16 protein-coding genes are annotated in these 22038 nt (G+C 70.9%); 11 read left to right on the forward strand and 5 right to left on the reverse strand.

All coding sequences use genetic code 11. The annotated features are described in order from the left end of the window. Positions 1-15: 15 nt before the first annotated feature. From E1202_RS03605 to E1202_RS03635, 7 genes are all read left to right on the forward strand, one after another. On the forward strand, positions 16-600 hold the full coding sequence (locus E1202_RS03605) for a hypothetical protein (protein ID WP_132680950.1): 585 nt from the start codon (positions 16-18) through the stop codon (positions 598-600). 5 nt (positions 601-605) lie between these two features. Further along, positions 606-1619 carry a C40 family peptidase gene (locus E1202_RS03610; protein WP_132680952.1) on the forward strand — a complete coding sequence of 338 codons (1014 nt, stop codon included), beginning with the start codon at positions 606-608 and terminating at the stop codon, positions 1617-1619. Positions 1620-1663: 44 nt separating this feature from the next. Continuing rightward, the gene (locus E1202_RS03615; protein ID WP_132680954.1) at positions 1664-2113 is read left to right on the forward strand and encodes a hypothetical protein; all 450 of its coding nucleotides are present in this window, start codon (positions 1664-1666) and stop codon (positions 2111-2113) included. Between the two features lie 111 nt (positions 2114-2224). Next, on the forward strand, positions 2225-2383 hold the full coding sequence (locus E1202_RS03620) for a hypothetical protein (RefSeq protein ID WP_324265350.1): 159 nt from the start codon (positions 2225-2227) through the stop codon (positions 2381-2383). Between the two features lie 6 nt (positions 2384-2389). After that, positions 2390-3841 carry an RNB domain-containing ribonuclease gene (locus tag E1202_RS03625; RefSeq protein WP_132680958.1) on the forward strand — a complete coding sequence of 484 codons (1452 nt, stop codon included), beginning with the start codon at positions 2390-2392 and terminating at the stop codon, positions 3839-3841. A gap of 80 nt (positions 3842-3921) precedes the next feature. Then, the gene (npdG, locus tag E1202_RS03630) at positions 3922-4587 is read left to right on the forward strand and encodes an NADPH-dependent F420 reductase (protein WP_235877649.1); all 666 of its coding nucleotides are present in this window, start codon (positions 3922-3924) and stop codon (positions 4585-4587) included. 119 nt (positions 4588-4706) lie between these two features. Beyond that, the gene (locus tag E1202_RS03635; RefSeq protein ID WP_235877634.1) at positions 4707-5114 is read left to right on the forward strand and encodes a DUF4326 domain-containing protein; all 408 of its coding nucleotides are present in this window, start codon (positions 4707-4709) and stop codon (positions 5112-5114) included. Positions 5115-5159: 45 nt separating this feature from the next. On the opposite strand, the gene panB is transcribed toward E1202_RS03635, so the two are convergent. From panB to E1202_RS03660, 5 genes are all read right to left on the reverse strand, one after another. Next, positions 5160-6014: a 3-methyl-2-oxobutanoate hydroxymethyltransferase gene (panB, locus tag E1202_RS03640; protein WP_132680962.1), complete on the reverse strand. Its 855-nt coding sequence runs from the start codon at positions 6012-6014 to the stop codon at positions 5160-5162. Positions 6015-6137: 123 nt separating this feature from the next. After that, positions 6138-6929, reverse strand: a complete 792-nt coding sequence (locus tag E1202_RS03645) for a transporter substrate-binding domain-containing protein (RefSeq protein WP_132680964.1) — start codon at positions 6927-6929, stop codon at positions 6138-6140. 202 nt (positions 6930-7131) lie between these two features. Then, positions 7132-7935: an SWIM zinc finger family protein gene (locus E1202_RS03650; RefSeq protein ID WP_132680966.1), complete on the reverse strand. Its 804-nt coding sequence runs from the start codon at positions 7933-7935 to the stop codon at positions 7132-7134. Next, the gene (locus E1202_RS03655; RefSeq protein ID WP_132680968.1) at positions 7928-10915 is read right to left on the reverse strand and encodes a DEAD/DEAH box helicase; all 2988 of its coding nucleotides are present in this window, start codon (positions 10913-10915) and stop codon (positions 7928-7930) included. Before E1202_RS03655 ends, E1202_RS03650 begins: the two co-directional genes overlap by 8 nt. Before the next feature lie 192 nt (positions 10916-11107). Then, positions 11108-12853: an NAD+ synthase gene (locus E1202_RS03660; RefSeq protein WP_132680970.1), complete on the reverse strand. Its 1746-nt coding sequence runs from the start codon at positions 12851-12853 to the stop codon at positions 11108-11110. Positions 12854-12936: 83 nt separating this feature from the next. Here E1202_RS03660 and E1202_RS03665 point away from each other — a divergent pair, with 83 nt between their 5' ends. The 4 genes from E1202_RS03665 to E1202_RS03680 all read left to right on the forward strand — a co-directional run bounded on the left by E1202_RS03665 (position 12937) and on the right by E1202_RS03680 (position 21534). Continuing rightward, a complete protein-coding gene (locus E1202_RS03665; protein ID WP_132680972.1) occupies positions 12937-14514 on the forward strand; it encodes an alpha/beta hydrolase in 1578 nt (525 codons plus the stop codon). A 58-nt stretch (positions 14515-14572) separates the two neighbouring features. Then, on the forward strand, positions 14573-16186 hold the full coding sequence (locus tag E1202_RS03670) for an SLC13 family permease (RefSeq protein WP_132680974.1): 1614 nt from the start codon (positions 14573-14575) through the stop codon (positions 16184-16186). Positions 16187-16248: 62 nt separating this feature from the next. Further along, positions 16249-17592 carry a glutamine synthetase family protein gene (locus E1202_RS03675; protein ID WP_132680976.1) on the forward strand — a complete coding sequence of 448 codons (1344 nt, stop codon included), beginning with the start codon at positions 16249-16251 and terminating at the stop codon, positions 17590-17592. Between the two features lie 240 nt (positions 17593-17832). Continuing rightward, positions 17833-21534 (forward strand): FkbM family methyltransferase, encoded by a 3702-nt coding sequence (locus E1202_RS03680; protein ID WP_132680978.1) that lies wholly within the window; start codon positions 17833-17835, stop codon positions 21532-21534. The last annotated feature ends 504 nt before the right edge of the window (positions 21535-22038 follow it).

A 22038-nucleotide genomic window follows, 5' to 3' on the forward strand; every position in this document is an offset into this window, starting at 1 on the left:
CAAGAGGGGGAGCTGATGCCGATCCGGACGCACCGCGGGCGAGCCGCGGTGTACCGCAGGTTCTGGGGCTGGCCGCTGCGCTCGCCCAAGCACCTGGCGGCCGCCCTGGTCGTGGTGGGTGCGGTGGCCACCGTCGTCGGATTCCTGCTGCCCGAGCCGCCGCCGAGCCGCAACGTGGCCGCCGGTGGGCGGACGACCGAGTACACGCTCCCGCCGCAGCGCTCCGCCGTGGTGCCCACGACCAAGCGACCGCCGACGATCTCCGTGCCGCAGGCCGGGCCCACCCCGACCGCGCCGGACCCGGCGGGCGTCGCGATCGTGGAGAAGTGGGGCGAGGCCTGGGTGAATCACCCGGTCGGCGCCGACCGCCAGCAGTGGCTGAACGGCCTGCGCCCGCTGACCACTGACGAGTTCCTCACCGAGCTGTCGACCGTCGACCCGGTGAACGCGGGCAACGTGATCACCGGAGCTCCGTCCGCGGTGAGCTCGACCGAGGGCTCGATGGTCGTCCGGCTGCCCAGCGACATCGGGGTGCTGAACGTGACCGTGAACAGGACCCCGGCCGGTTGGCGGGTGGCCCAGTACGACAAGGAAGGTTGACGCGCATGCGCAAGCTCGTGGTCGCTTTCATCGTGCTCGCGGGTTTCGCAGGAATGATCGGGCTCGGCGCGCTGACGATGCTGATCAGCAGCAGCGGCGGCAACCAGGGCTGGTCCAACTGCAGCGCCAATCTCGGGCCGTGGGGCAACGGCGCCGGGAGAGGTGAGCAGGACGCCGGTTCGCTCAAGCCGGAGTCCGTCGCGCTGGCCAAGCGCATCATCGAGGTCGGCAAGCAGCGGGGACTGCCGCCGCGCGCGTGGCAGATCGCCATCCAGGCGGGCAAGACCGAGTCGAACCTGGCCAACCTGACCCACGGCGACCGCGACTCGCTGGGCATCTTCCAGATGCGGCCGTCGATGGGCTGGGGAACGGTCGCGCAGGTCACCGACGTCGATTACCAGATCAACAAGTTTTACGACGTGCTGCTGGCCGTTCCCGGCTGGGAGGAGCTGCGGCCCGGCACCGCGGCTCAGCGCGTCGAGCGCTCCGCGTTCCCGCTGCGCTACCACCGCTGGGAGCCGATGGCGGCGCACCTGGTCAGCGTCGAGGGCAACGTCCCCGGCATCTCCGGCTGCGAGGACCTGCCCGGGGCCAGCGTGCTGGCGGGCCAGGCCCTGTCGTACGCGAAGGGCCAGCTCGGCAAGCCCTACGTGTGGGGCGCGGCGGGTCCGGCGTCGTTCGACTGCTCGGGTCTGACCCAGCAGGCGTGGAAGGCGGCGGGCGTCGAGATCCCGAAGTACTCGCAGACCCAGTACTTCCAGGGCGGCGTCCACGTGCCGCTGGCACAGGCCCAACCGGGTGATCTCGTGTTCTGGGGATACGGCCGCGACCCGAACGGAATTCACCACGTCGGGCTCTACCTGGGCGACGATCAGCTGCTGCACGCACCGCAACCGGGTGAATCAGTCGAGGTCACGAAGTTGTGGGACGGCGGGCAGCTGCTGCCGGTGGTCGTCCGGCCCGCAGCGGACACGCCCGCGCCGCCCGGCGCGGTACCCGCCGCCGGAGGCGCGCGTTAGGTCACAATGGCGTCGGCCTGCTGAAACTCCGGAAAGGGTTGCTCATGTTCACGCCGGACCCGATCCCGCGGCCGACCGGTCCGCCCGCGTCGAGCACGCCGCTCGGTGACTACCTGAACCAGGCTCCGCCCGGAAGTTCGTCGGGTTACGCCGTGTTACCGCGTTCGCTCGCCGAGGCGATGCCGCTGCCGTGGCAGCACCAGATGCGCAACCTGCTCGCGGAGTTCCACCAGGCGTTCGGGCACGTCCAATGGCCCGTCTACCGGGTGGTGCCGTCCCGCTACGAGCGGCTCGCCAACCTCGACGACGACCAGCTGGCCGAGGTCGGCTGCACCGTCGAGGTCGGCGACGACGGCGAGCTGGAGTACCGGATGCGCGACGGCCGCCGGATCGAGAACCCGGAGGACCACCAGGTGCTGGTGTCCTGCCTGGACCCGATCCCGCCGCGCGGCGTCCAGCCCCCGGCGGCCCCGCCGCCACCGCCGGCCTGGTGACGACTCGTGACGGCCGTTCGAACATCCCGGTCGACCCGGCGCGCGAAGCGTGACAGCCGGGCGATGTCGTGCGAGGCTCGGGGCATGGCCCGCGGAGGTTGGTACTTCTGTTTGAAGCATCGGCAGGTCGAGCCCAAATCGGGCTGCCGTGCCGCCGACCGCTTGGGCCCGTACCCGGACCAGCAGACCGCTGCTCGCGCGCTCGAGATAGCCGAGGAGCGCAACGAGGCGGCCGACGAGGCCGACCGCCGCTGGAAAGAAGAGGACTGAGTTCTCGTGGCGGCGGCGGAGAGGTCCCCGGACGGCGTCCACGCTGTTCCTCCCGTTGCCGCGCACCCGTTGGGGCTGGACTTCGCCGCTGTCCGGCGTGAGCTGAACCTGCCCCGCGACTACCCGACCAGCGCGCTCGCCGAGGTCGAGCAGACCGTCGCCCAGCCGCTGCCGACCGGATTCCGCCACGACGCCACCGATCTGCCGCTGGTGACCGTGGACCCACCGGGCGCCAAGGATCTCGACCAGGCCGTGCTGCTGCGACGCCGCGGCAGCGGATACCGGATCCACTACGCCATCGCCGACGTCGCCGCGTTCATCCCGCCCGGTGGTGCCCTCGACCTGGAGGCGCGGCGCCGGGGGCAGACGCTCTACCTGCCGGACGGCAACATCCCGCTGCACCCGACCCGGCTGAGCGAGGACGCCGCGAGCCTGCTGCCCGACCAGGTGCGCGTGGCGGTGCTGTGGACCATCGACCTCGATCCCGACGGTTCTCCGGAGCGGGTGGACGTGCGCCGCGCGCTGGTGCGCTCGGTCGCCCGCCTGGACTACGACGGCGTGCAGCGCTCCCTGGCGCACGGCTGCGCGCACCCGTCGATCGAGCTGCTGCCGGAGATCGGCAGGTTGCGCCGCGAGCAGGCGTTGCGGCGCGGTGCGATCGAGCTGGGGCTGCCCGAGCAGCAGGTGGAGTCCGACGGCGAGGGCGGCTGGCGGCTGGCGCTGCGGCCGAGGCTGGTCGTGGAGGAGTGGAACGCCGAGATCTCGCTGCTCACCGGCATGTGCGCGGCCGGGATCATGCTGGATGCCGGTGTCGGTGTGCTGCGCACGGTGCCCGAACCCGATGCCGCCACCGTCGACGTGCTGCGGCGCTCGGCCAACCAGCTCGGGGTGCACTGGCCGGTCGGACTGTCGGCGGCCGAGGCGCTCGCCGAGCTCGACCCGGCACGTCCGGAAGCGCTGGCGGTGCACGTGGCGGCCACCCGGCTGCTCCGCGGCGCCGGCTACACCGCGTTCGACTCCGGTGCGCCCGCCAAGTCCGGGCACGCGGGCATCGGAGCCTCCTACGCGCACGTGACCGCACCGATCCGGCGGCTGGTGGACCGGTACTGCGCGGAGATCTGCCTGGCGGTGACGGCCGGGCGCGAGATCCCGGAGTGGGTCACCGAGGCGCTGGGCGAGCTCCCCTCGGCGATGGGCGGCTCGGACCGGGTCGCGGCGCAGGTCGAGCGGGCCTGCATCGCCCAGACGCAGGCGTGGTCGCTGGTCTCGCGCGTCGGTGAGGAGTTCCCGGCGACGGTGCTGCGGGTGCCCAACGGCGTCGCGGGTGAGGTCTTCGTCGCCGATCCGCCGATCATCGCCCGCTGCACCGGTGGTGGTTTGGGCGAGGGCCAGCAGGTTCGCGTGCGGCTGGTGACCGCCGATCCGCAGCGTCGCGACGTCGAGTTCCAAGTGGCCTGACGCACACCTCGTGGCATTCTCGTGGCCGGTGGGTCGATTGTGGATCGTGAAGGTCGATGGCGACGAGAGGGGCCGTGAAGGTGACTGGCGTGCGGGAGATGACCGTCGGAGTGTTGGGCGGTACCGGGGCTCAGGGCCGAGGGCTGGCGATCCGCTGGGCCAAGGCCGGGCTGAAGGTCGTGATCGGGTCCCGCAACGCGGAGCGCGCTCAGCAGGCCGCCGAGGAGATCAAGGAGATCGCGGGCGGCGACGTCACCGGTGCGGACAACGCGGGCTGCGCGGCGGCCTCTGATCTGGTGCTGGCGGCACTGCCGTGGGAGGGCCACGCCGAAACGCTCAAGTCCCTGCAGACCGAGCTGGCGGGCAAGATCGTCATCGACTGCGTGAACCCGCTCGGCTTCGACAAGAAGGGCCCCTACGCGCTGCCGGTCGAGGAGGGCAGCGCCGCCCAGCAGGCCGAGCAGATCCTGCCCGACTCCCGCGTCACCGCGGCGTTCCACCACGTCTCCGCGGTCACCCTCGCCGACCTCGCCGTCGGCCACGTCGACCTCGACGTCCTGGTCCTGGGCGACGACCGCGGGGCCACGGACACCGTCCGCGAACTGGCCGACGTCATCCCCGGCGTCCGGGGCATCTACGGAGGCCGCCTCCGCAACGCCCACCAGGTCGAGGCCTTCACGGCCAACCTCATCGCCATCAACCGCCGCTACAAGGCCCACGCGGGCCTCCGAATCACGGACGTCTGACCCCTACCGCCACCCACCTCGCCTCGCCACCACCCACTGAAGTTCCCGATTTCAGTGGAAGCCCGGAACGGGGTTTCCGCGGAGATCGGGGTGAGTGGGAGTGCGGGTGAGGTGGCACCGTGGAGGCGGAGGTGGTTCGGGTGCTGCCGGAGGAAGCGAGCTGTTGGAGCGATGATGAGCGCGAGCGGGCGGACGCCCTGCTCGACGGGCACGCGGTGGTGGTCAACGTCCGAAAGGACGGACCGCACAAGCACCTCGTCCCGTGGCTCCTCGAGCAGGACCTGGTGACCTACGTGGGACATTCCGGTCCGCGGCACTCGTGGCCGCAGTCGGAATTCGCCAGCCCGTTCGTCTCCGAGGCCAAGACCGACCGCGAAGCCATGGTCCGGCACTACGAGCAATGGCTCGACGGCCGCCCGGACCTCCTCGAACGCCTCCGCGAAGGCGAGCTCGCAGGCAGGGCGCTGGGCTGCTGGTGCGCCCCCAAGCCCTGCCACGCCGACGTCCTCGCCCACCGGGCGCACTGACGACCGAAAGCCGGGGCGTGCCAAGCACACCCCGGCTTCATCGGGTCAGTGGAAGGAGTGCTCCGGGCCGGGGAAGGCGTGGCCCTTGACCTCTTCGGCGAACTGCTCGGCCGCGCCGGAGAGGATGCCGCCGAGGTCGGCGTACTTCTTGACGAACTTGGCCGTGCGGCCGGTGTTCATGCCCGCCATGTCGGTCCAGACCAGGACCTGGGCGTCGCAGTCCGGGCCGGCGCCGATGCCCACGGTGGGGATGCGCAGCTCGTTGGTGACGCGCTTGGCGGCTTCGGCGGTGACCATCTCCAGCACCACCGAGAACGCGCCGGCCTCCTGCACGGCCAGGGCGTCCTCGAGCAGCTGGTCGGCCTGGTCGCCGCGGGCCTGCACGCGGTAGCCGCCCAGGCCGTGCTCGTGCTGCGGGGTGAAGCCGATGTGGGCCATCACGGGGATGCCCGACGCGGTCAGCGCCTCGATCTGCGGGGCGAAGCGGCGACCGCCCTCCAGCTTCACCGCGTGCGCGCGGCCTTCCTTCATGAATCGGGTCGCGGTCTCCAGCGCCTGCTGGGGAGAGGCCTGGTAGGAGCCGAACGGCAGGTCGGCGACCACCAGCGCGCGCTCGGCCGAACCGGTCACGGCGCGGGTGAGCGGCAGCAGTTCGTCGACGGTCACCGGAAGCGAGGTCTCGTAGCCGTAGACGTTGTTGGCCGCCGAGTCACCGACCAGCAGGACGGGGATGCCGGCCTGGTCGAAGATGCGGGCGCTGTACATGTCGTAGGAGGTGAGCATGGGCCACGGCTCGCCGCGCTCCTTGAGCTGCTGGAGGTGGTGGATGCGCACCTTGCGCCGGGTCGGTCCCGATCCGTACGGGGCCGCGGTCTCGCCCTGGTTGTGGGCAGCAGTCATCGTTGACCGTCCTTTTCCCTCGAGGCCCGAAACGGGTCCCCGGGTCGTCGCGGATGGTTGTACTCGCCAGCGTCGCACGCGGACCTCGGAGAGGCGATGACTGCTGCCTCACATCACAGCCGGTCAGCCGATCCAGGGGGCGGCGAAGCGCTGGTAGGTGCCGTCGTTGCGGACGATGTCGAGGTAGTGGTCGACCCACTGCTGGAACGCCACGTCGCCCTGCGGCAGCAGGTAGGCCTTCTCGGCGAAGGTGAACGGCTGATCGGGGTGCACCGGGCACAGCTCCGGGTGCTGCCGGGCCTGCCAGCGGGTCTCCGAGGCGTCGGTCATCATCAGGTCCGCGTGGCCGTCGATGATCTGCTGGAAGATCGTGTTGTTGTCCGGGTGCTCGACGATGGTGGCCCGCTCGAGGTTCTGCTTGGCGAACTTCTCGTTGGTGCCACCCGGGTTGACCACGGCCCGCACGCCGGGCTGGTCGATCTGCTCCAGCGTCTGGAAGCGGGAGACGTTCTCGCATCGCGTGATCGGCGTCTTGCCGTCCACCCCGAACGACGTGCTGAAGAACGCCTGCTGCGCCCGCTCCAACGTCACCGACACACCGCCGACGGCGATGTCGCAGCGCGCGACGAAGTCGTCCAGCAGCGTCTTCCACGTGGTGGGCACGATCGTGGCGCGCACGCCGAGCTTGGTCGCCATGTCGCGGGCGACGTCGATGTCGATGCCGCTCCACGCCCCGGCGGCGTCGCGGTAGGTGAACGGCCGGTAGTCGCCGGTGCTGCACACCCGCAGCTCACCGCGCTGCTCGACCTCTTGCAGCCGGTTCGGCGCCGGTTGCGGCGCAGGCGGCGGTGCGGAGCACCCCACCGTGACCGCCGCGGCCATGACCAACCCGATACCGAACTTCACCCAGCGCATGCGGCCTCCCGATCTTCGTGCAGGACAAGGCATAACCCGCCGGCGCCGGGAAAGCCAGACCCGGGGCTGTGAGGTTCGGTAATAACGGGAAATCCCGGCAGGCAACCTCGTGCGGTGGGAGGCGTCTCACGGTTGGAGCGCGTGGGAGTCGTGCTGAGTCGGGGAGGGGAGCCACCTGGGGGTACTCCCCTCCCCGCACCGCTCATCCGGTGAACGCCCGGTACGCCGGCCGCAGCAGGTCGGTGACCGCGGTGCCGTTGACCTTCAGCGGCAGCGGCTCCAGCTCGTCGAGCACGGGAGTCCCGCTCGTGGCGGATTCGGGGGTTCCGGCGGGGGAGGGACCGGTCCAGAAGTCGTGGAGGTGGTCCGACAGCGGTGCCTCCTCCGAGGTCTCCTCGGGCGTGACCTGCTGGGTGCCGCGCAAGGCGCGCAGCCGGTCGAGCAACTCCTCCCGGCGGCGGCCGCGCCACGCCAGGATCTGGAACGGGTCCTCGTCGAAGGACTCCGCGAGCAGGTAGCAGGTCGCGGCCAGGTGCTTGCACGGAATCTCCCAGTCCGGGCACGTGCAGTCCATGGTCAGCTCGCGCATCGTCGACGGGAACAGCTCCAGCCCCAGCTCGGCGAACACCTCCTCCAGGTCGGTCGGCATCTCCCCGGCCAGCAGCTTCGCGGCGTACAGCGCCTGGCCCGCCAGCTCCCGCTCGATGTGCGCCCACTGCTGCGAGGTGAACGCCTTGATGCCGATCCGCGCCCGGTACGGCTCCTCCCGCGAGCCCTGCACCAGGCCGACGACGACGCTGGTCGACAGGGTCATGTTCAGCACCTGGCCGGAGCGCGCGTAGTTCTTGCCGCGCTGCAGCCGGCCGCCCATGCCGAAGGACTCCAGCACCTCGATGAACCGCTGCGACCACCAGGTCTGCGCGATCGTGCCGCGCTTGCTGCGCGCCTTGATGCCGCCGGTGACCCGGATCGGTCCGCGCGCCTCGAACTTCCACTGCTCAGGCACCGGTCGCCTCCGCGTCCAGCGTGACCAGCTCGCGCAGCTGCTGGGTGGACAGCTCGGTCAGCCAGTTCTCGCCGCTGCCCACCACCAGCTGCGCCAGCGCCTTCTTGTCCTCGATCATCGTGTCGATCTTCTCCTCCAGGGTTCCGATGCAGGTCAGCTTGCGCACCTGCACGTCCTGGCGCTGCCCGATGCGGAACGCCCGGTCGGTGGCCTGGTCCTCGACGGCCGGGTTCCACCAGCGGTCGAGGTGGATGACGTGGTTGGCGGCGGTCAGCGTCAGCCCGGTGCCGCCCGCCTTCAGCGACAGCAGGAAGATCTTCGGCCCCTCGGGGTCCTGGAACCGCTCGACCATGGCGTCGCGGGCCTTCTTCGGCGTCCCGCCGTGCAGGAACGGCACCTCGGTGTCGAAGCGCGCCGACAGGTGCGGCACGAGATGCCCGCCGAACTCGGCGAACTGGGTGAACACCAGGGCCTTGTCGCCTTCGGCGAGCACGGATTCGAGCAGTTCCTCCAGCCGCGCCAGCTTGCCGGAACGGCCGGACAGCGCCGAGCCGTCGCCGAGCAGCTGGGCGGGGTGGTTGCAGACCTGCTTGAGCTTGGACATGGTCGCCAGCACCAGTCCCCGGCGCTCCATGCCCTCGCTCTCGGCGATGCGCGCGAGCATGTCGTCCACGACCGCCTGGTAGAGCGTCGCCTGCTCGGAGGTGAGGTTGCAGAGCTGCTTCATCTCGATCTTGTCCGGCAGGTCGCTGATGACCGCGGGATCGGTCTTGACCCGCCGCAGCACGAACGGACCGGTGACCCGGCGCAGCCTGGCGGCCGCGTCGGTGTCGCCGTCGCGCTCGACCGGAACGGCGTAGCGGGCGCGGAAGGTGCTCAGCGAACCGAGGATCCCCGGGTTCGCGAAGTCCATGATGGACCAGAGCTCGGCCAGCCGGTTCTCCACCGGCGTGCCGGTCAGCGCGATCCGCTGCCGGGCCGACAGGCCGCGAACGGCCTTGGCCTGGCGGGAATTGCTGTTCTTGGTGTTCTGCGCCTCGTCCAGGACCACCCGCTCCCAGCGGATCTCGCGCAGCGCCTCGGAGTCCCGCGCGGCCAGCGGATAGGTGGTGACCACCAGGTCGTAGCGCTCCACCTCCTCGCGCAGGTCCTCGCCGCTGAGCCTGCGGCCGCCGTGGTGGACGTGCACCCGCAGGCCGGGCGCGAAGCGCTCCGCCTCGCGCTGCCAGTTGCCGACCACCGACATCGGGCACACCAGCAGCGTCGGAGGACGGGACTCCTCCTGGCGGGTGAGGGCTTCCAGCGCGAGCAGCTGCACGGTCTTGCCCAGGCCCATGTCGTCGGCCAGGCAACCGCCGAGGCCGAGCCGGTTCAGGAACACCAGCCACGCCAGTCCGCGCCGCTGGTACGGGCGCAGCGCCGCGCCGAAACCGTCGGGCGGGTCGACGGGTTCGAGGTGCTGGTCGGCCTGGCCGGACATCAGCTCGCCGAGCCATCCGGTGGCGTTGACCTCCACCACGGGCAGCGGCCGCTGCTCCTCGCCCTCGCCGCCGGCCTGCTTGAGCAGGTCGAGCGCGGTCATCTGGCCGGTCGCGTCCGGCTCCAGCATCGCCAGCCCGGCGGCGAGCCGCTTGCGGTCGACCTGCACCCAGCGGCCGCGCATCCGCACCAGCGGGACCTTGGCGGCGGCGAGTTCGGCGAGCTCGTCCTTGGTCAGGGTCTCGTTGCCCAGCGCCAGTTCCCAGCGGTAGTCGATCAGGGCGTTCTTGTCGATGCCAGATTCCTTGGTCACCGTGCCCGCGGTCCCGGAGCTGGTGGCGTTGAGCTTCAGCCCGAGCTGGCGCTGACTGCGGCCCCACCAGGACGGCAGCAGGACGGCGAACCCGGCCTGGTCGAGCTGGGCGGCGCGGCTGAGGAACTCGTAGGCGTCCTCGGTGTCGAGCACCAGCTCGGTCGGGTGCGAGGAGCGCAGCGCGGTGTCGAGCTCGGGGCAGATCCGGCTGGCCCGGCCGAGTTCGGCGAGCAGCAGTTCCTGCGGTTGATCCACCCAGCGCCGCAGCACCTGGGTGTTGTCGGCCCACACGTCCTGGGCGGAGATGAGCACGCCCGGGTCGTCGACGGCCTGCAGCATGAACTCCACGATCCAGTCCGGATCGTCGTCGTCCGGTGCGTGCAGCCGGAAGCAGGTGCGCAGCGGGCTCTGCCCGGCGAGGCCGCTGCGCCAGGACTCCAGCTGGTGGGCGAGCTTGCGCAGCTGCGCGCGGTCGCCGTCGAAGTGCGGTTCACCGGACAGCGCGTTCAGCCACGACGCCGCGACCCCTCTGCCGTCGGTGAGCTCACCGGTGAGCCGACTGCGGGCGATGCCGTCGACCAGCGCGTTGAGAGCCGCGTGCAGGACCTTCTCCGGGGCGTCGCCGCCGGCGGCGCGCAGCGCGTGCGGCATGGACTCGCGCAGCGCGACGAACCGCGCCGAGTCGGAACCCGACAGCGCCGGGGTCCAGCGGGCGGCGGGCCGCTCGTCCTCGAAGACCAGCGAGGGCAGCACCCTGCCACCCGTGACCAGGGATCCGGCGAAATCGGCGAGCTCGCGCAGGAACCGCGCGTCCGATCCGATCCGGCATCCGGGCAGGTCGGTGGCGAGCAGTTCGGGCAGGTCGGCGGGCCGGATCGCCACGGCGGGCACCTGCCAGTGCCGCAACCGCACCTTGCCGCGCGGTGCGGCGCCGGCGGTCAGCGGGTCCCGGACCAGCTCCGGCGACGCCACCGGCGCGGCGGCGAACGACGGGAGCGCCAGCTCAACGCCGTCGACGGCGACGCCCTCGACCGCGAGGACCTCGAGCAGCTCGTCCGCGGGGACCCCGAACGGATGCGCCAGGACCCCGGCAGGAGCCCGGCCGGGATGCCGAGCGGGCAGCTCCGAGTCCTCCGCCCACACCAGCAACCGGTCCGCGGAGTCGCACAGCGCATGCACAACCCACACAACCGGCCCCCAATGCCTCGGACGAAACGCGGTCAGCCGCCCAGCGGCTCCCGGAACGAGTTCCCGCGAGTCTAGGGTCCGCGCTTCCCCTCACGTTCGGGTGGCGGCGGCGGGATCAGGGCGGTTCTGGTCCGAACCGCCCGTGGTCGAACTCCCTCGTGCCCGGTCGGTTCGGGGCCGAAGCCGGGACGCCTACGGCGCGATCTCTCGCCAGCGGTTGGTGATGGGCAACCGGCGGTCGCGGCCGAACGCCTTGAACGTGATCTTGGTGCCCGGCGGGTACTGCCGGCGCTTGAACTCCGCCCGGTCGACCATCCGCAGCACCCGCTCGACCAGCTCCGCGTCGAAACCGTCCGACACCAGGTCCTGGTAGCCCTTGTCGCCCTCCACGTAGCCGTCCAGGACCACGTCCAGCACGTCGTACTCGGGCAGCGAATCCTGGTCGGTCTGGTCCGGGCGCAGCTCGGCCGACGGGACCTTGCTGATCGAGTTCTCCGGGATCGGCGGCACCTCGCCGCGCTTCTCGGCGGCGTCGTTGCGCCACCGGGCGAGCTTCCACACCAGCGTCTTCGGCACGTCCTTGATCGGCGCGAAAGCGCCCACCGCATCGCCGTAGATCGTCGAGTAGCCCACCGCCAGCTCGGTCTTGTTGCCGGTGGCCAGCACCAGGTGACCGTGCTGGTTGGACAGCGCCATCAGCAGCACGCCCCGCACCCGGGCCTGCACGTTCTCCTCGGCCAGCCCGGTCAGCTCCAGCTGCCGCACGTAGATGTCGACCATGTCGGCGACCGCGTGGGTCTCGTAGTGGCAGCCGAGCCGTTGAGCCAGGTCGGCGGCGTCCGAGCGCGAGTGCTCCGAGGAGTACACCGACGGCATCGACACGCCGTAGACCGAATCGGGACCCAGCGCGTCGACGGCCAGCGCCGCGCACACCGCCGAGTCGATGCCGCCCGAGAACCCGAACGTCACCGTCCGCGCGCCGTTCTTGTGCACGTAGTCGCGCAGGCCCGTGACCAGCGCGCCCCACACCTCGGCCTCGTCGGACAGCGGTTCGGCGGGAACCGGCAGCGGACGCGGCTCGTAGCTCGGCACCGGCTCGGGCTGCAGGACGGTCCGGCTCACGTCGAAGGCGGGCATCCGGATCGGACCCGGCTCGGCCGGAACCGTCGTCGAGGTGTGCCCGCCCGAGGTCAGCTCCAGATCGGCGACCAGCAGGTGCTCGGCGAACTGCGGCGCCCGCGCGATGATCCGCCCCTCCGCGTCGGCGATCAGCGAATCGCCGTCGAAGACCAGCTCGTCCTGCGCGCCCACCAGGTTCACGTAGGCCAGCGGAGCCCCCGCCTCGACCGCGCGGGCCGACACCAGCGGCACCCGCTGGTCGTCCTTGGAGCGCTCGTACGGCGAGGCGTTGATGCACACGACCATGTCCACGCCGACCTTGCCCAGCGCCGCCACCGGGCCGCCGTTCTGCCAGATGTCCTCGCAGATCACGAGACCGACGTCGACGCCGTGCAGCTTGACGATCGGCAGCTCGAAGCCGGGCGCGAAGTTGCGCGCCTCGTCGAAGACGCCGTAGTTGGGCAGGTGGTGCTTGTTGTAGGTGGCCACGACCTCGCCGCTGTAGAGCAGCGAGGCGGAGTTGCGCGGCCCCTCGTCGTCGCGCCCGAGGTGACCGACGACGACCAGCGCGTCACCGCAGCCGTCGGCCTGGAGATCGCGCGCCAGCTGCTCGAGCGCGTCGCGGTTCGCGGCGGCGAACGACTTGCGCAGCGTCAGGTCCTCGATCGGATAACCGGACAGCGTCATCTCCGGGAACGCCACCACGTGGGCGCCGTCCTGCACAGCCCGACGGGTCCAGTCCCGGACCATCGAGCTGTTGCCGGCGACGTCGCCGACACACGTGTTGACCTGTGCGAGTGCGATCCGCAACTGGGGCATGCGCCCATCTTCGCGCACCCACCCAGGTGGTGTGCCCCTGCCCGACATGAATCACATGGGCATGTTCATGTCACGATCTCGGAATGGCCCGACCACACCGAGTGCTCGCCGCGATGACCCTGCTCGTGCTGGTCGCCGGAGGGTGCGTCCAGAGCGATCAAGCCCTGCGGCCGCACAACGAGCGCAAGGGGCCGGTCGGCCCGATCCCCACCGGGCTCGACCGGTACTACGGCCAGGAACTCGCGTGGGGCCCGTGCTCGGACTACGCCACCACCTCCGCCGACCGGACCGCGTTCCAGGACCCGGCTCTGGAGTGCGCGCGGCTGGAAGTGCCGATGGACTACGCGCATCCGGAGGCCAAGACGATCCGGATCGGCGTCCTGCGCAAGCCGGCCACCGACCAGCAGTCGCGCATCGGGTCCCTGATGGTCAACCCGGGCGGTCCCGGCGCGTCGGGGATGAGCGCGGCGGCGAGCCTGACCACGAGCGTCAGCGACAACGAGCTGGGGGAGCGCTTCGACCTGGTCGGCTTCGACCCGCGCGGCATCGGCGCCTCCGAACCGGCGGTGCGCTGCCTGACCGACTCCGAGCGCGACGCCGAACGCCTCGATTCCGACGCCGACACCTCCTCGGCCGGTGTCGCCCAGTCCGAGCGGGAGGAGCGCGAGTACGCGGGCAAGTGCGCCGAGCGCACCGGCGTGGACATGCTCGCCAACGTCGGAACCCGCGACGTGGTGCGCGACCTGGACGTGCTGCGCTCCGCGCTCGGCGAACCGAAGCTGAACTACCTCGGTTACTCCTACGGAACCCGGATCGGCTCGGAGTACGCCGAGAGCTTCCCGGGCAACGTCCGCGCGATGGTCCTCGACGGCGCGATCGATCCCGGGCAGACCACGGTGGACGCCCTGGTGGCGCAGGGCGCGGGCTTCCAGCGCGCCTTCGACGACTTCGCCGAGTGGTGCGGGGCCCGCTCGCGGTGCGCGCTCGGCCACGACCCGCAGCAGGCGGTCCAGCAGTTCCAGCGGCTGACCCGCCCGCTGGTCGACAACCCGGTGCAGGCGGGCTACGGCCGCGAACTGTCCTATCCGGACGCGACCATGGCGGCGATCCAAGCGCTCTACGCACCGACGCTGTGGGAGAGCCTCGACACCGGACTCGCCGAGCTCGAGCAGGGCCGCGGCCAGACGATGCTGAGCCTGGCCGACAGCTACTTCGGCCGGGACTCCAGCGGTCGCTACAGCAACACCACCGACGCCTTCGACGCGATCCACTGCGTCGACGACAAGCGGGTCACCGATCCCGAGGAGGTCCGCAAGGCCGACCGCCGCTACCGGCAGGCCGCGCCGTTCCTCGACGACGGCAACCCGCCGAGCTCGGCCCGCGACATGTGCGCGTTCTGGCCGGTCCCGGTGACCGGCGAGCCCACCCAGCCGCAGGTCGGCGCGCTGCCGCCGGTGCTGGTCATCTCCACCACCGCGGACCCGGCCACGCCGTACGAGGCGGGCGTGCAGCTCGCGCAGGCGCTGCACGGCAGGCTGCTGACCTACGAGGGCACCCAGCACACCGTCTACCTGCAGGGAGTGAGCTGCGTGGACGATGCCGGAACCGGGTACCTGGTCGACCTCCAGGTGCCGCCGGAGGGAACCCGCTGCACGGGTTGATCGATCCGCTCGAAGAGAGCGGTGGTGAAACAGGTCACATGGCACCTATCGTCGGTGCATGGATCAAGCGGACGGAACGGGCGGCAAGCCCGCGGAGCAGAGCGTGACCTCGGTCCTGCTCTCCGGCAGCACGTACAAGAGCCTCGGTGAGCAGGTGCTCTCCCCGGCGGAGGAGCGGTTCGAACGCGCCCGCCGCACCACCGGCCTGTTCCTCGCCCCGGCGTTGACCATCCTGTTCCTGCTCCTGCCGACCCAGCTCGAACCCGCCCAGCACAAGCTCGCCGCCGTGCTGCTCGGCGTGATCGTGCTGTGGGTGTGCGAGCCGGTGCCCATCCCGGTGGGCGGGCTCATCGGGGTCGCGGCGATCGTGGTCCTCGGCGTCATGCCGCCCGACGACGTGCTCGAACCGTTCGGCTCCTCGACGGTGTTCACCTTCATCGGGGCGTTCATCCTCGCCCAGGCGATGCTGCGGCACGGCGTGGCCAGGCGCTTCGCCTTCACCATCCTGTCGCTGCCGGGCGTCGGCAAGAGCGCCTGGCGGGTCATCACCGCGTTCGGCGTGATCACCTGCGTGCTCTCGGCGGTGGTGTCCAACACCGCCACGGTCGCGATGCTGCTGCCCACCGCCGTCGGCATCCTCGCCGTCATCGCCGAACTCGTCCGCAAGCAGCTCCCCGAAGGCGAGCCCTTCGACCCGCTGCGACTGCGCGTCGGCGTCGCCCTGATGCTCATGCTCGCCTACGGCGCGAGCGTCGGCGGACTGCTCACCCCGATCGGCTCACCGCCGAACCTCATCGGCCGCGGCCTGATCGAGGAGGTCACCGGCCAGCGCATCTCCTTCCTGCAGTGGATGGCCATGGCCGCACCCGTGTGCCTGCTGATGTTCGCGGTGCTGGCCGTGGCGCTCCTGCTGCTCAACCGCCCGGAGATCAAGGAGCTGACCGGGGTCGAGGAGTACGTCGCCGGGGAGCGCGCCAAGCTCGGCCCGCTGTCGCGCGCGGAGAAGAACACCCTGATCGCCTTCGCGATCACCGTCGTGCTCTGGGTGACACCGGGATTCGTCGCGCTGATCGCGGGCAACGACTCGGCCGCCTACGACGCCGTCAGCGACCGCCTCGACGAGGGCATCGTCGCCGTCCTCGGCGCCTCCCTGCTGTTCCTGCTGCCCACCGACTGGTCCCAGCGCCGCTTCACGCTCACCTGGACCGAAGCCTCCCGCATCGACTGGGGAACGGTGGTCCTGTTCGGCACCGGCATCATCTTCGGCTCGCTGCTCGCCGACACCGAGCTCGCCAAGACCATCGGCGAGGGAACGGCCGGGGCGCTCGGCCTGACCAGCGGCGTCGCGATCACCGTCTTCGCGATCGTGCTGGCGGTGGCGGTCTCCGAGACGACCTCCAACACCGCCGCCGCCTCGGTGGTGGTGCCGATCGTCATCCCGGTCGCCCTGGCGGCGGGGACCAACCCGTTCGTGCCCGCCCTGGCCGCCACCTTCGCGGCGTCGTTCGGGTTCATGCTGCCGGTCTCCACGCCCCAGAACGCCGTGGTCTACGGATCGGGGGCTGTCCCGATCACCAAGATGATCCGCTCCGGCGCGGTGTTCGACGTGGCCGGCGCGCTCGTCATCGGACTCGTGCTGCCGCTGATGGTCGCCGCGCTCGGGTTCGGGTGAGCACCTCGGCACCGGCCACGCCGATCAAGACGATCCCGAGGCCAGGAAGTTAGAGTGCGGCTATGAACCGCCAGCAGGAGTTTGTGCTCCGCACTCTGGAGGAACGTGACATCCGCTTCGTGCGGCTGTGGTTCACCGACGTCCTCGGCATGCTCAAGTCAGTGGCGATCTCGCCCGCGGAACTGGAGGGCGCCTTCGCCGAGGGCATCGGGTTCGACGGCTCGGCGATCGAGGGCTTCGCCCGCGTCTACGAGTCGGACATGGTCGCCAAGCCCGATCCGAGCACGTTCCAAGTGCTGCCCTGGGAAACCGCCGACGGCGAGCACTACTCGGCCCGGATGTTCTGCGACATCCAGATGCCCGACGGGTCGCCCTGCTGGTCGGATCCGCGCCACGTCCTGCGCCGGACCCTGTCGCGCGCCACCGAATCCGGTTTCACCTGCTACGTGCACCCCGAGATCGAGTTCTTCCTGCTCAAGGGGCTTCCCGGTGACGGCAGCGAACCCGAGCCCGCCGACTCGGGCGGCTACTTCGACCAGTCCAGCCACGACGCCGCCCCGCACTTCCGCCGCAACGCCATCGAAACCCTCGAAGCGATGGGCATCTCCGTGGAGTTCAGCCACCACGAGGGCGCGCCCGGCCAGCAGGAGATCGACCTGCGCTACGCCGACGCGCTCACGATGGCCGACAACGTGATGACCTTCCGCTACGTGGTCAAGGAAGTCGCGATCACCCAGGGCGTGCGCGCCTCGTTCATGCCCAAGCCCTTCAGCAACCAGCCTGGCTCGGGCATGCACACCCACTTCAGCCTCTTCGAAGGCGACCAGAACGCCTTCTACCACCCCGAAGACCCGTACGAGCTGTCCGAGACCGGCCGGGCGTTCCTCGCGGGCATCCTGCACCACGCGCGTGAGATCAGCGCCGTGACCAACCAATGGGTGAACTCCTACAAGCGACTCGTCGTCGGCGGCGAAGCCCCGACCGCGGTCTGCTGGGGCCACGCGAACCGGTCCGCGCTCGTCAGAGTGCCGATGTACTCGCCGGGCAAGTCCTCGTCCCGTCGCGTCGAGGTCCGCAACCCCGACTCGGCCTGCAACCCGTACCTGGCCTACGCGGTGATCCTCGCCGCCGGCCTGCGCGGGGTCGAGAAGGGCTACGAGCTGCCGCCGGCCACCGAGGACGACGTCTGGAGCCTCACCGAGTACGAGCGCAAGGCCGCCGGCTACGCCAACCTGCCGCAGAACCTCACCGAAGCGCTCGGCGAGATGGAGAACTCCGAACTCGTCGCCGAAACCCTCGGCGAAGAGGTGTTCAACTTCTTCCTCCGCAACAAGCGGGAGGAGTGGAATAACTACCGAAGCCGAGTCACCCCGTACGAACTCTCCTCGATGCTCCCGGTCCTGTGACTGAACTTGTGCTCTTCTTGCTCGGCGGTGCGGGTGGGGGAACCTGAGCGGCGCTGTGGACTCCGCGCGCCACTCCTGATGTATGTCCAATACACGGCGTCGCGGCGTGCTCGCCACAGCACTGCTCAGAACCCCCGGCGGTGCCGGGGGTTCTGGTGGGGCAAGGAGAAACCGGCTTCGCCGCTTGCTTGACGGGACCACAGAGTTCTTCTGGGATCGATGGGGCGATAGGTTGCGGGCGTGACTGATTCGCAGCCGCACCCCGAGCACGACGAAACGCGCTCCGGCGAGTCCGCCGTCGAGCTCCAGTCGGGCGTTCTGGAGCAGGCGTCGGAGTCCGTCGAACCGGAGTGGCCCGCTGAGCAGCCGGCAGCGAGCCGGTCCTCCGCGATCACCTTGCTCGGCTGCACCCTGGCCTGCCGCGACCAGCTGCCCGCCGCGCGCGTGCTGCGCAAGAGCTTCCGCGAGCACCACCCCGGATCCGGGTTCGTGCTGCTCATCGTCGACGAGCCCGGCGCCGTCCGCGAGGAGCCCGACGCGTTGTCGATCACCGACATCGGCGTCGACCCGCAGGAATTCGCCAGGCTGGCCATCGGCTGCACCGCCGAGCAGCTCCGCGGTGTGCTGCGTCCGCGACTGCTCAAGCACCTGCTCCGGTCGGGATCGACGGTGCTGCACTTCGAACCCTGGGTGCAGGTCTTCGGCCCGTTCACCGAGCTCCTCACCGGGTTGACCGCCGAGCGCCCGGTCGCCCTCGTTCCCCGCGTGCTGCACCCGCTGGCCGCCGACGGGCTGCGCCCCAGCCCGGCCGACCTCGCCGAATCCGGCACCTTCGACTCCAGCGCTTTCGCGGTCCGCCCCGGTGCCGAGGACCTGCTGACCACCTGGATCGAGCAGCTGCGCCACGACCCGACGATGACCGCGCCCGTCCTCGACGGAGCTCCCGCGCTCGTCGACCACAAGGTGATCCGCGATCCGGGCGTCGGCCTGTCGGTGTTCAACGCCGCGCAGCGGGACCTGGACGTCGCCGACGGCGAGCACGTCGTGGACGGATCGGTGCTCCGCAGCGTGCACTTCGACGGTTTCCAGCCGCAGCGCCCGTGGCTGCTGTCGGCCGACTACGCCGACAACCCGCGACTGCTGCTGTCGGAGAACCCGGTGCTGGCCGGGCTGTGCGCGAGCTACCGCAACGCACTGGTCGACGCCGGCTACAGCCGCGAACAACCGCACCCCTTCGACGCCCTGGCGGACGGCGTCCAGCTGCCCGACAGCCTCCGCAGCCAGTACCTCGACGTCTGGCTCGGCGACGGTGACGCACCGCCGAGCCCGTTCGAACCCGACGGAGCCCCGGCGTTCGAGGAGTGGGCGTGCGCCCCGGCCGACGACCGCCAGCGCACTTCGGGCGGATCCCGCTGGACGGCGGCGGTCTGGGCCGACGACGACCTCCTCCGCCGCGACTACCCCGATCCGTTCGGCGCCGACGCCGAGGCGTTCCACGAGTGGTGCGCGGGCGTCGGCGTGGCCAGCGGCCGGGTGCCCGCCGAGGCCGTGCACCGCCGCACCGGCGGTGACCTGGCGCTCGTGGACCAGCTCGGGGTCGCCGTCCTGGGCAGCGGGCCGCTCGCCGACCTGATGCGCACCGCGGTCGGCGCCTCCGGACTGCCCTCCGCCGACACCGCGTACTACCCGGTGGTGCTGCGCTGCGCCCCCGGGCTGTCCGTGCCGGCAGGCCGCTACGTCATCGACGTGCACACCGGCAGCGATGGCCTCGACTCGGACGCGGCCGAGACCTGGGTCCTGTCGGAGAGCAGCCGCGCCGCGGTCCGCCGGAACGGGCTCAAGACGCGCGTGGTCACGCTGCCCGCGCCGGAGCGCGAGCGCATCGACCTGCCGACCCGCAAGGGAGCCCGCGCGCGGTTCGAGCTCTCCGAGGAGTTCGTCATCGCCGCTCACGTCGACCACGCCGCCGAGCGCGCGGACAACGCGCTCGGCCTCGTCTCGGCGTTTCTCACCGCGTTCGCCGAGCGCGACGACGTGCGCCTGCTGATGGCGGTGAACAGCGCCGCCCGCCACCCGGAGGCCGCTGAGCGGCTCCGCCTGGCCACCGCGGCCGACCCTCGCGTCAGGCTCGTCGAAACGGACGTCGACCTGCACGCGCTGCTCGCGGTAGCGGACTGCTTCGTCTCCTTGCACCGGGGCGACGCGGGCGACGACCACGCCCTGCGGCTGCTGGAGGTCGCCGCGCACGGCGTACCGGTGATCGCCGGTGAGCACGGCGCGGTCGCCGAACTCCTCGGCGCCGAGTGCGCGCGCCTCGTGCCCTGCCAAGGCGTCAGCGAACCGGACCTCGAGGCCGCCGCCGAGATCATGCGCGAGGCAGCCGACGATCCGGAGGGCACCGCGGCCTTCGGCATCGCGGCCAGGGAGACGTTGCTGGGCACGCACACCGTGGCCCGCGCGGGCGCCCGCCTGCGGGAGCGCGTCGAGCACGCCTACCGCAACTGGCGCACCAAGTGGTCCGGTGACAAGCACGGCCAGTTCGACGACCCGCTGCGCCCGCTGCTGGTGGCGCGGCACGCGCTGCACCGGGCGCCGGACGTGGGGCAGAGCAGCAACGCGATCGCACCGACCCTGCGCAAGGCGGTGCTGCGCGCGCTGAGCCACTACGACGACCACATCCGCGATGTCCTCCGCTCGCTGGTCGACGGGGTCGAGCAGACCGCGGGCGAGCTGCTGCGCCGACAGTACGAGTCGGACGGCGACGGCGACGTCGAAGGCATGCGCGCCGAGCTCGCGCAGCTGCTGCGCAGGCAGGACCAGTTCGGCGCGCAACTGGTCGGCACCGACGATGGCCTGGTCCGCGCCCGCGCTGACCTCGCCGATCAGCACCGCAGGCTCCGGCGCTTGGAGGAGTCCGGGGTCCCGGCGAGCACCGGCGGTTCGGACGAGCGGGTCGACGCGCTCGCCGAGCGGATCGACGGCCTCACCGGAGCGCTGGAGAAGGTCCTCGACCGCATGGACGCGATGGAGGCCCGGCAGCCCCGGCACGACCTCGAATCCGGTGTCCGCAGCGCGGCGGGCGACGCGGCGAACGCGCTTCAGCGCACCGACGTGCTGCAACGGATCCTGCTGCGCGAGCACGAGCGCGCCACCGGGGGAGCCGACGGCACCACGACGCCGGTTCTCTGCGACGCCGGGCTGATGCGCCTGCCCGCCGACGACGCGCTGATGCTGCCGTGGTTGTCGTCGAACCCCTCCTGGGACGCCGACGTCTCCGCGCTCATCGATTCGCTGCTCGAACCGGACGGGGTGTTCCTCGACGTCGGCGCCTACGTCGGTTACCAGACCGTGCGGGTGCTGAGCAGGCTCGGGAACAGCGGTGCGGTCGTCGCGGTCGAGCCCAGCCGGCAGGCCCGCGCCCTGCTCAAGCACAACGTCGAGATGAACGTGCCCTCGGCGTGGGCCAACAGGCTGCTGCTCATCGAGGGCGCGGCTTGGGACGGCCCGGGGGAGCTCGCGGAAGAACCCGCACTCGCCGGCGGCGTGTCGGTCAGCCCGATCGCACCGGACGCCGGGGAACAAGGCGACCGGGTGCCGGCGTTCCGGCTGGACAAGGAGCTGGAGAACCACGCCTCGCTGGAGAAGCTCAAGCTCTCCGTGGTGCACGTGGACGTCGGAGCCAGGGTGCACCGGGTCCTGGGAGGCCTGGTGCGGATGCTGCGCCGCGATCGTCCCTCGATCGTGTGCTCGTTCACACCGGACGCGATCAGCGGCCTCGGCGATGATCCGGCAGCTGCGCTCCGTGAGTTCGGAACGTGGGGTTACGAGCTGGTGCCGGTCGGCCGCGACCGTCCGGTCGAGGCCTCTGACCTGCTGGAAGCGATGAAGGCGGCCGGCGGGGGGAGCAGCGTGAAGCTCTGGCTGCGGCCGAAGCAGAAGTGACCCGCGCTGGGCCGAACGGGTGGCGTCAAGGCCTGAGCAGGCGATTTGACATTGACGCAGAGTGTGCGTAACTTTCTCTTCGTCGCACGGAAAGCCGAACGACGCGGAGTGTTCGCGGCGAACGGCACCGGGAGCGCCACGAGGTTCCGGACTCGGTCCGGGCCCACGTGACAGCGCAAACCGGTTCGGGGCGCGCGGTTTGACACCGCGAAGCGCACCGGGTAACGTAAGGCGGTCGCCGGGTAGAGGCGGAGCTCCGGTTCCGCATCCGACCGGCAGTTGATAACTCGAATAGGGCTCGCGCTTCCGGCGAGAAAGTAAGGGGACCCCCCTGAAAACGCCGAAAAGAGAGCCTGCTAGAGTTACCAACACAAGAACGAGGAAATGACTCCCCGGAGTTCATGGCCCTGAATGGGGTTGTGGCGATGGTGTGGGTGTGTTCTTTGAGAACTCAACAGTGGACTGTTTTGGTTAGTGTTCTTTTATGCCCCTGACCAGTGATGC

The sequence above is a fragment of the Saccharopolyspora karakumensis genome, from assembly GCF_004349225.1.
In the GTDB taxonomy this organism is placed as follows: domain Bacteria; phylum Actinomycetota; class Actinomycetes; order Mycobacteriales; family Pseudonocardiaceae; genus Saccharopolyspora; species Saccharopolyspora endophytica.

Coding starts and splice junctions, on each gene's coding strand:
- E1202_RS03605 (WP_132680950.1), top strand. CDS start 16: ATGCCGATCCGGACGCACCGCGGGCGAGCCGCGGTGTACCGCAGGTTC.
- E1202_RS03610 (WP_132680952.1), top strand. CDS start 606: ATGCGCAAGCTCGTGGTCGCTTTCATCGTGCTCGCGGGTTTCGCAGGA.
- E1202_RS03615 (WP_132680954.1), top strand. CDS start 1,664: ATGTTCACGCCGGACCCGATCCCGCGGCCGACCGGTCCGCCCGCGTCG.
- panB (WP_132680962.1), bottom strand. CDS start 6,014: ATGACTGCTGCCCACAACCAGGGCGAGACCGCGGCCCCGTACGGATCG.
- E1202_RS03645 (WP_132680964.1), bottom strand. CDS start 6,929: ATGCGCTGGGTGAAGTTCGGTATCGGGTTGGTCATGGCCGCGGCGGTC.
- E1202_RS03660 (WP_132680970.1), bottom strand. CDS start 12,853: ATGCCCCAGTTGCGGATCGCACTCGCACAGGTCAACACGTGTGTCGGC.
- E1202_RS03665 (WP_132680972.1), top strand. CDS start 12,937: ATGGCCCGACCACACCGAGTGCTCGCCGCGATGACCCTGCTCGTGCTG.
- E1202_RS03670 (WP_132680974.1), top strand. CDS start 14,573: ATGGATCAAGCGGACGGAACGGGCGGCAAGCCCGCGGAGCAGAGCGTG.
- E1202_RS03675 (WP_132680976.1), top strand. CDS start 16,249: ATGAACCGCCAGCAGGAGTTTGTGCTCCGCACTCTGGAGGAACGTGAC.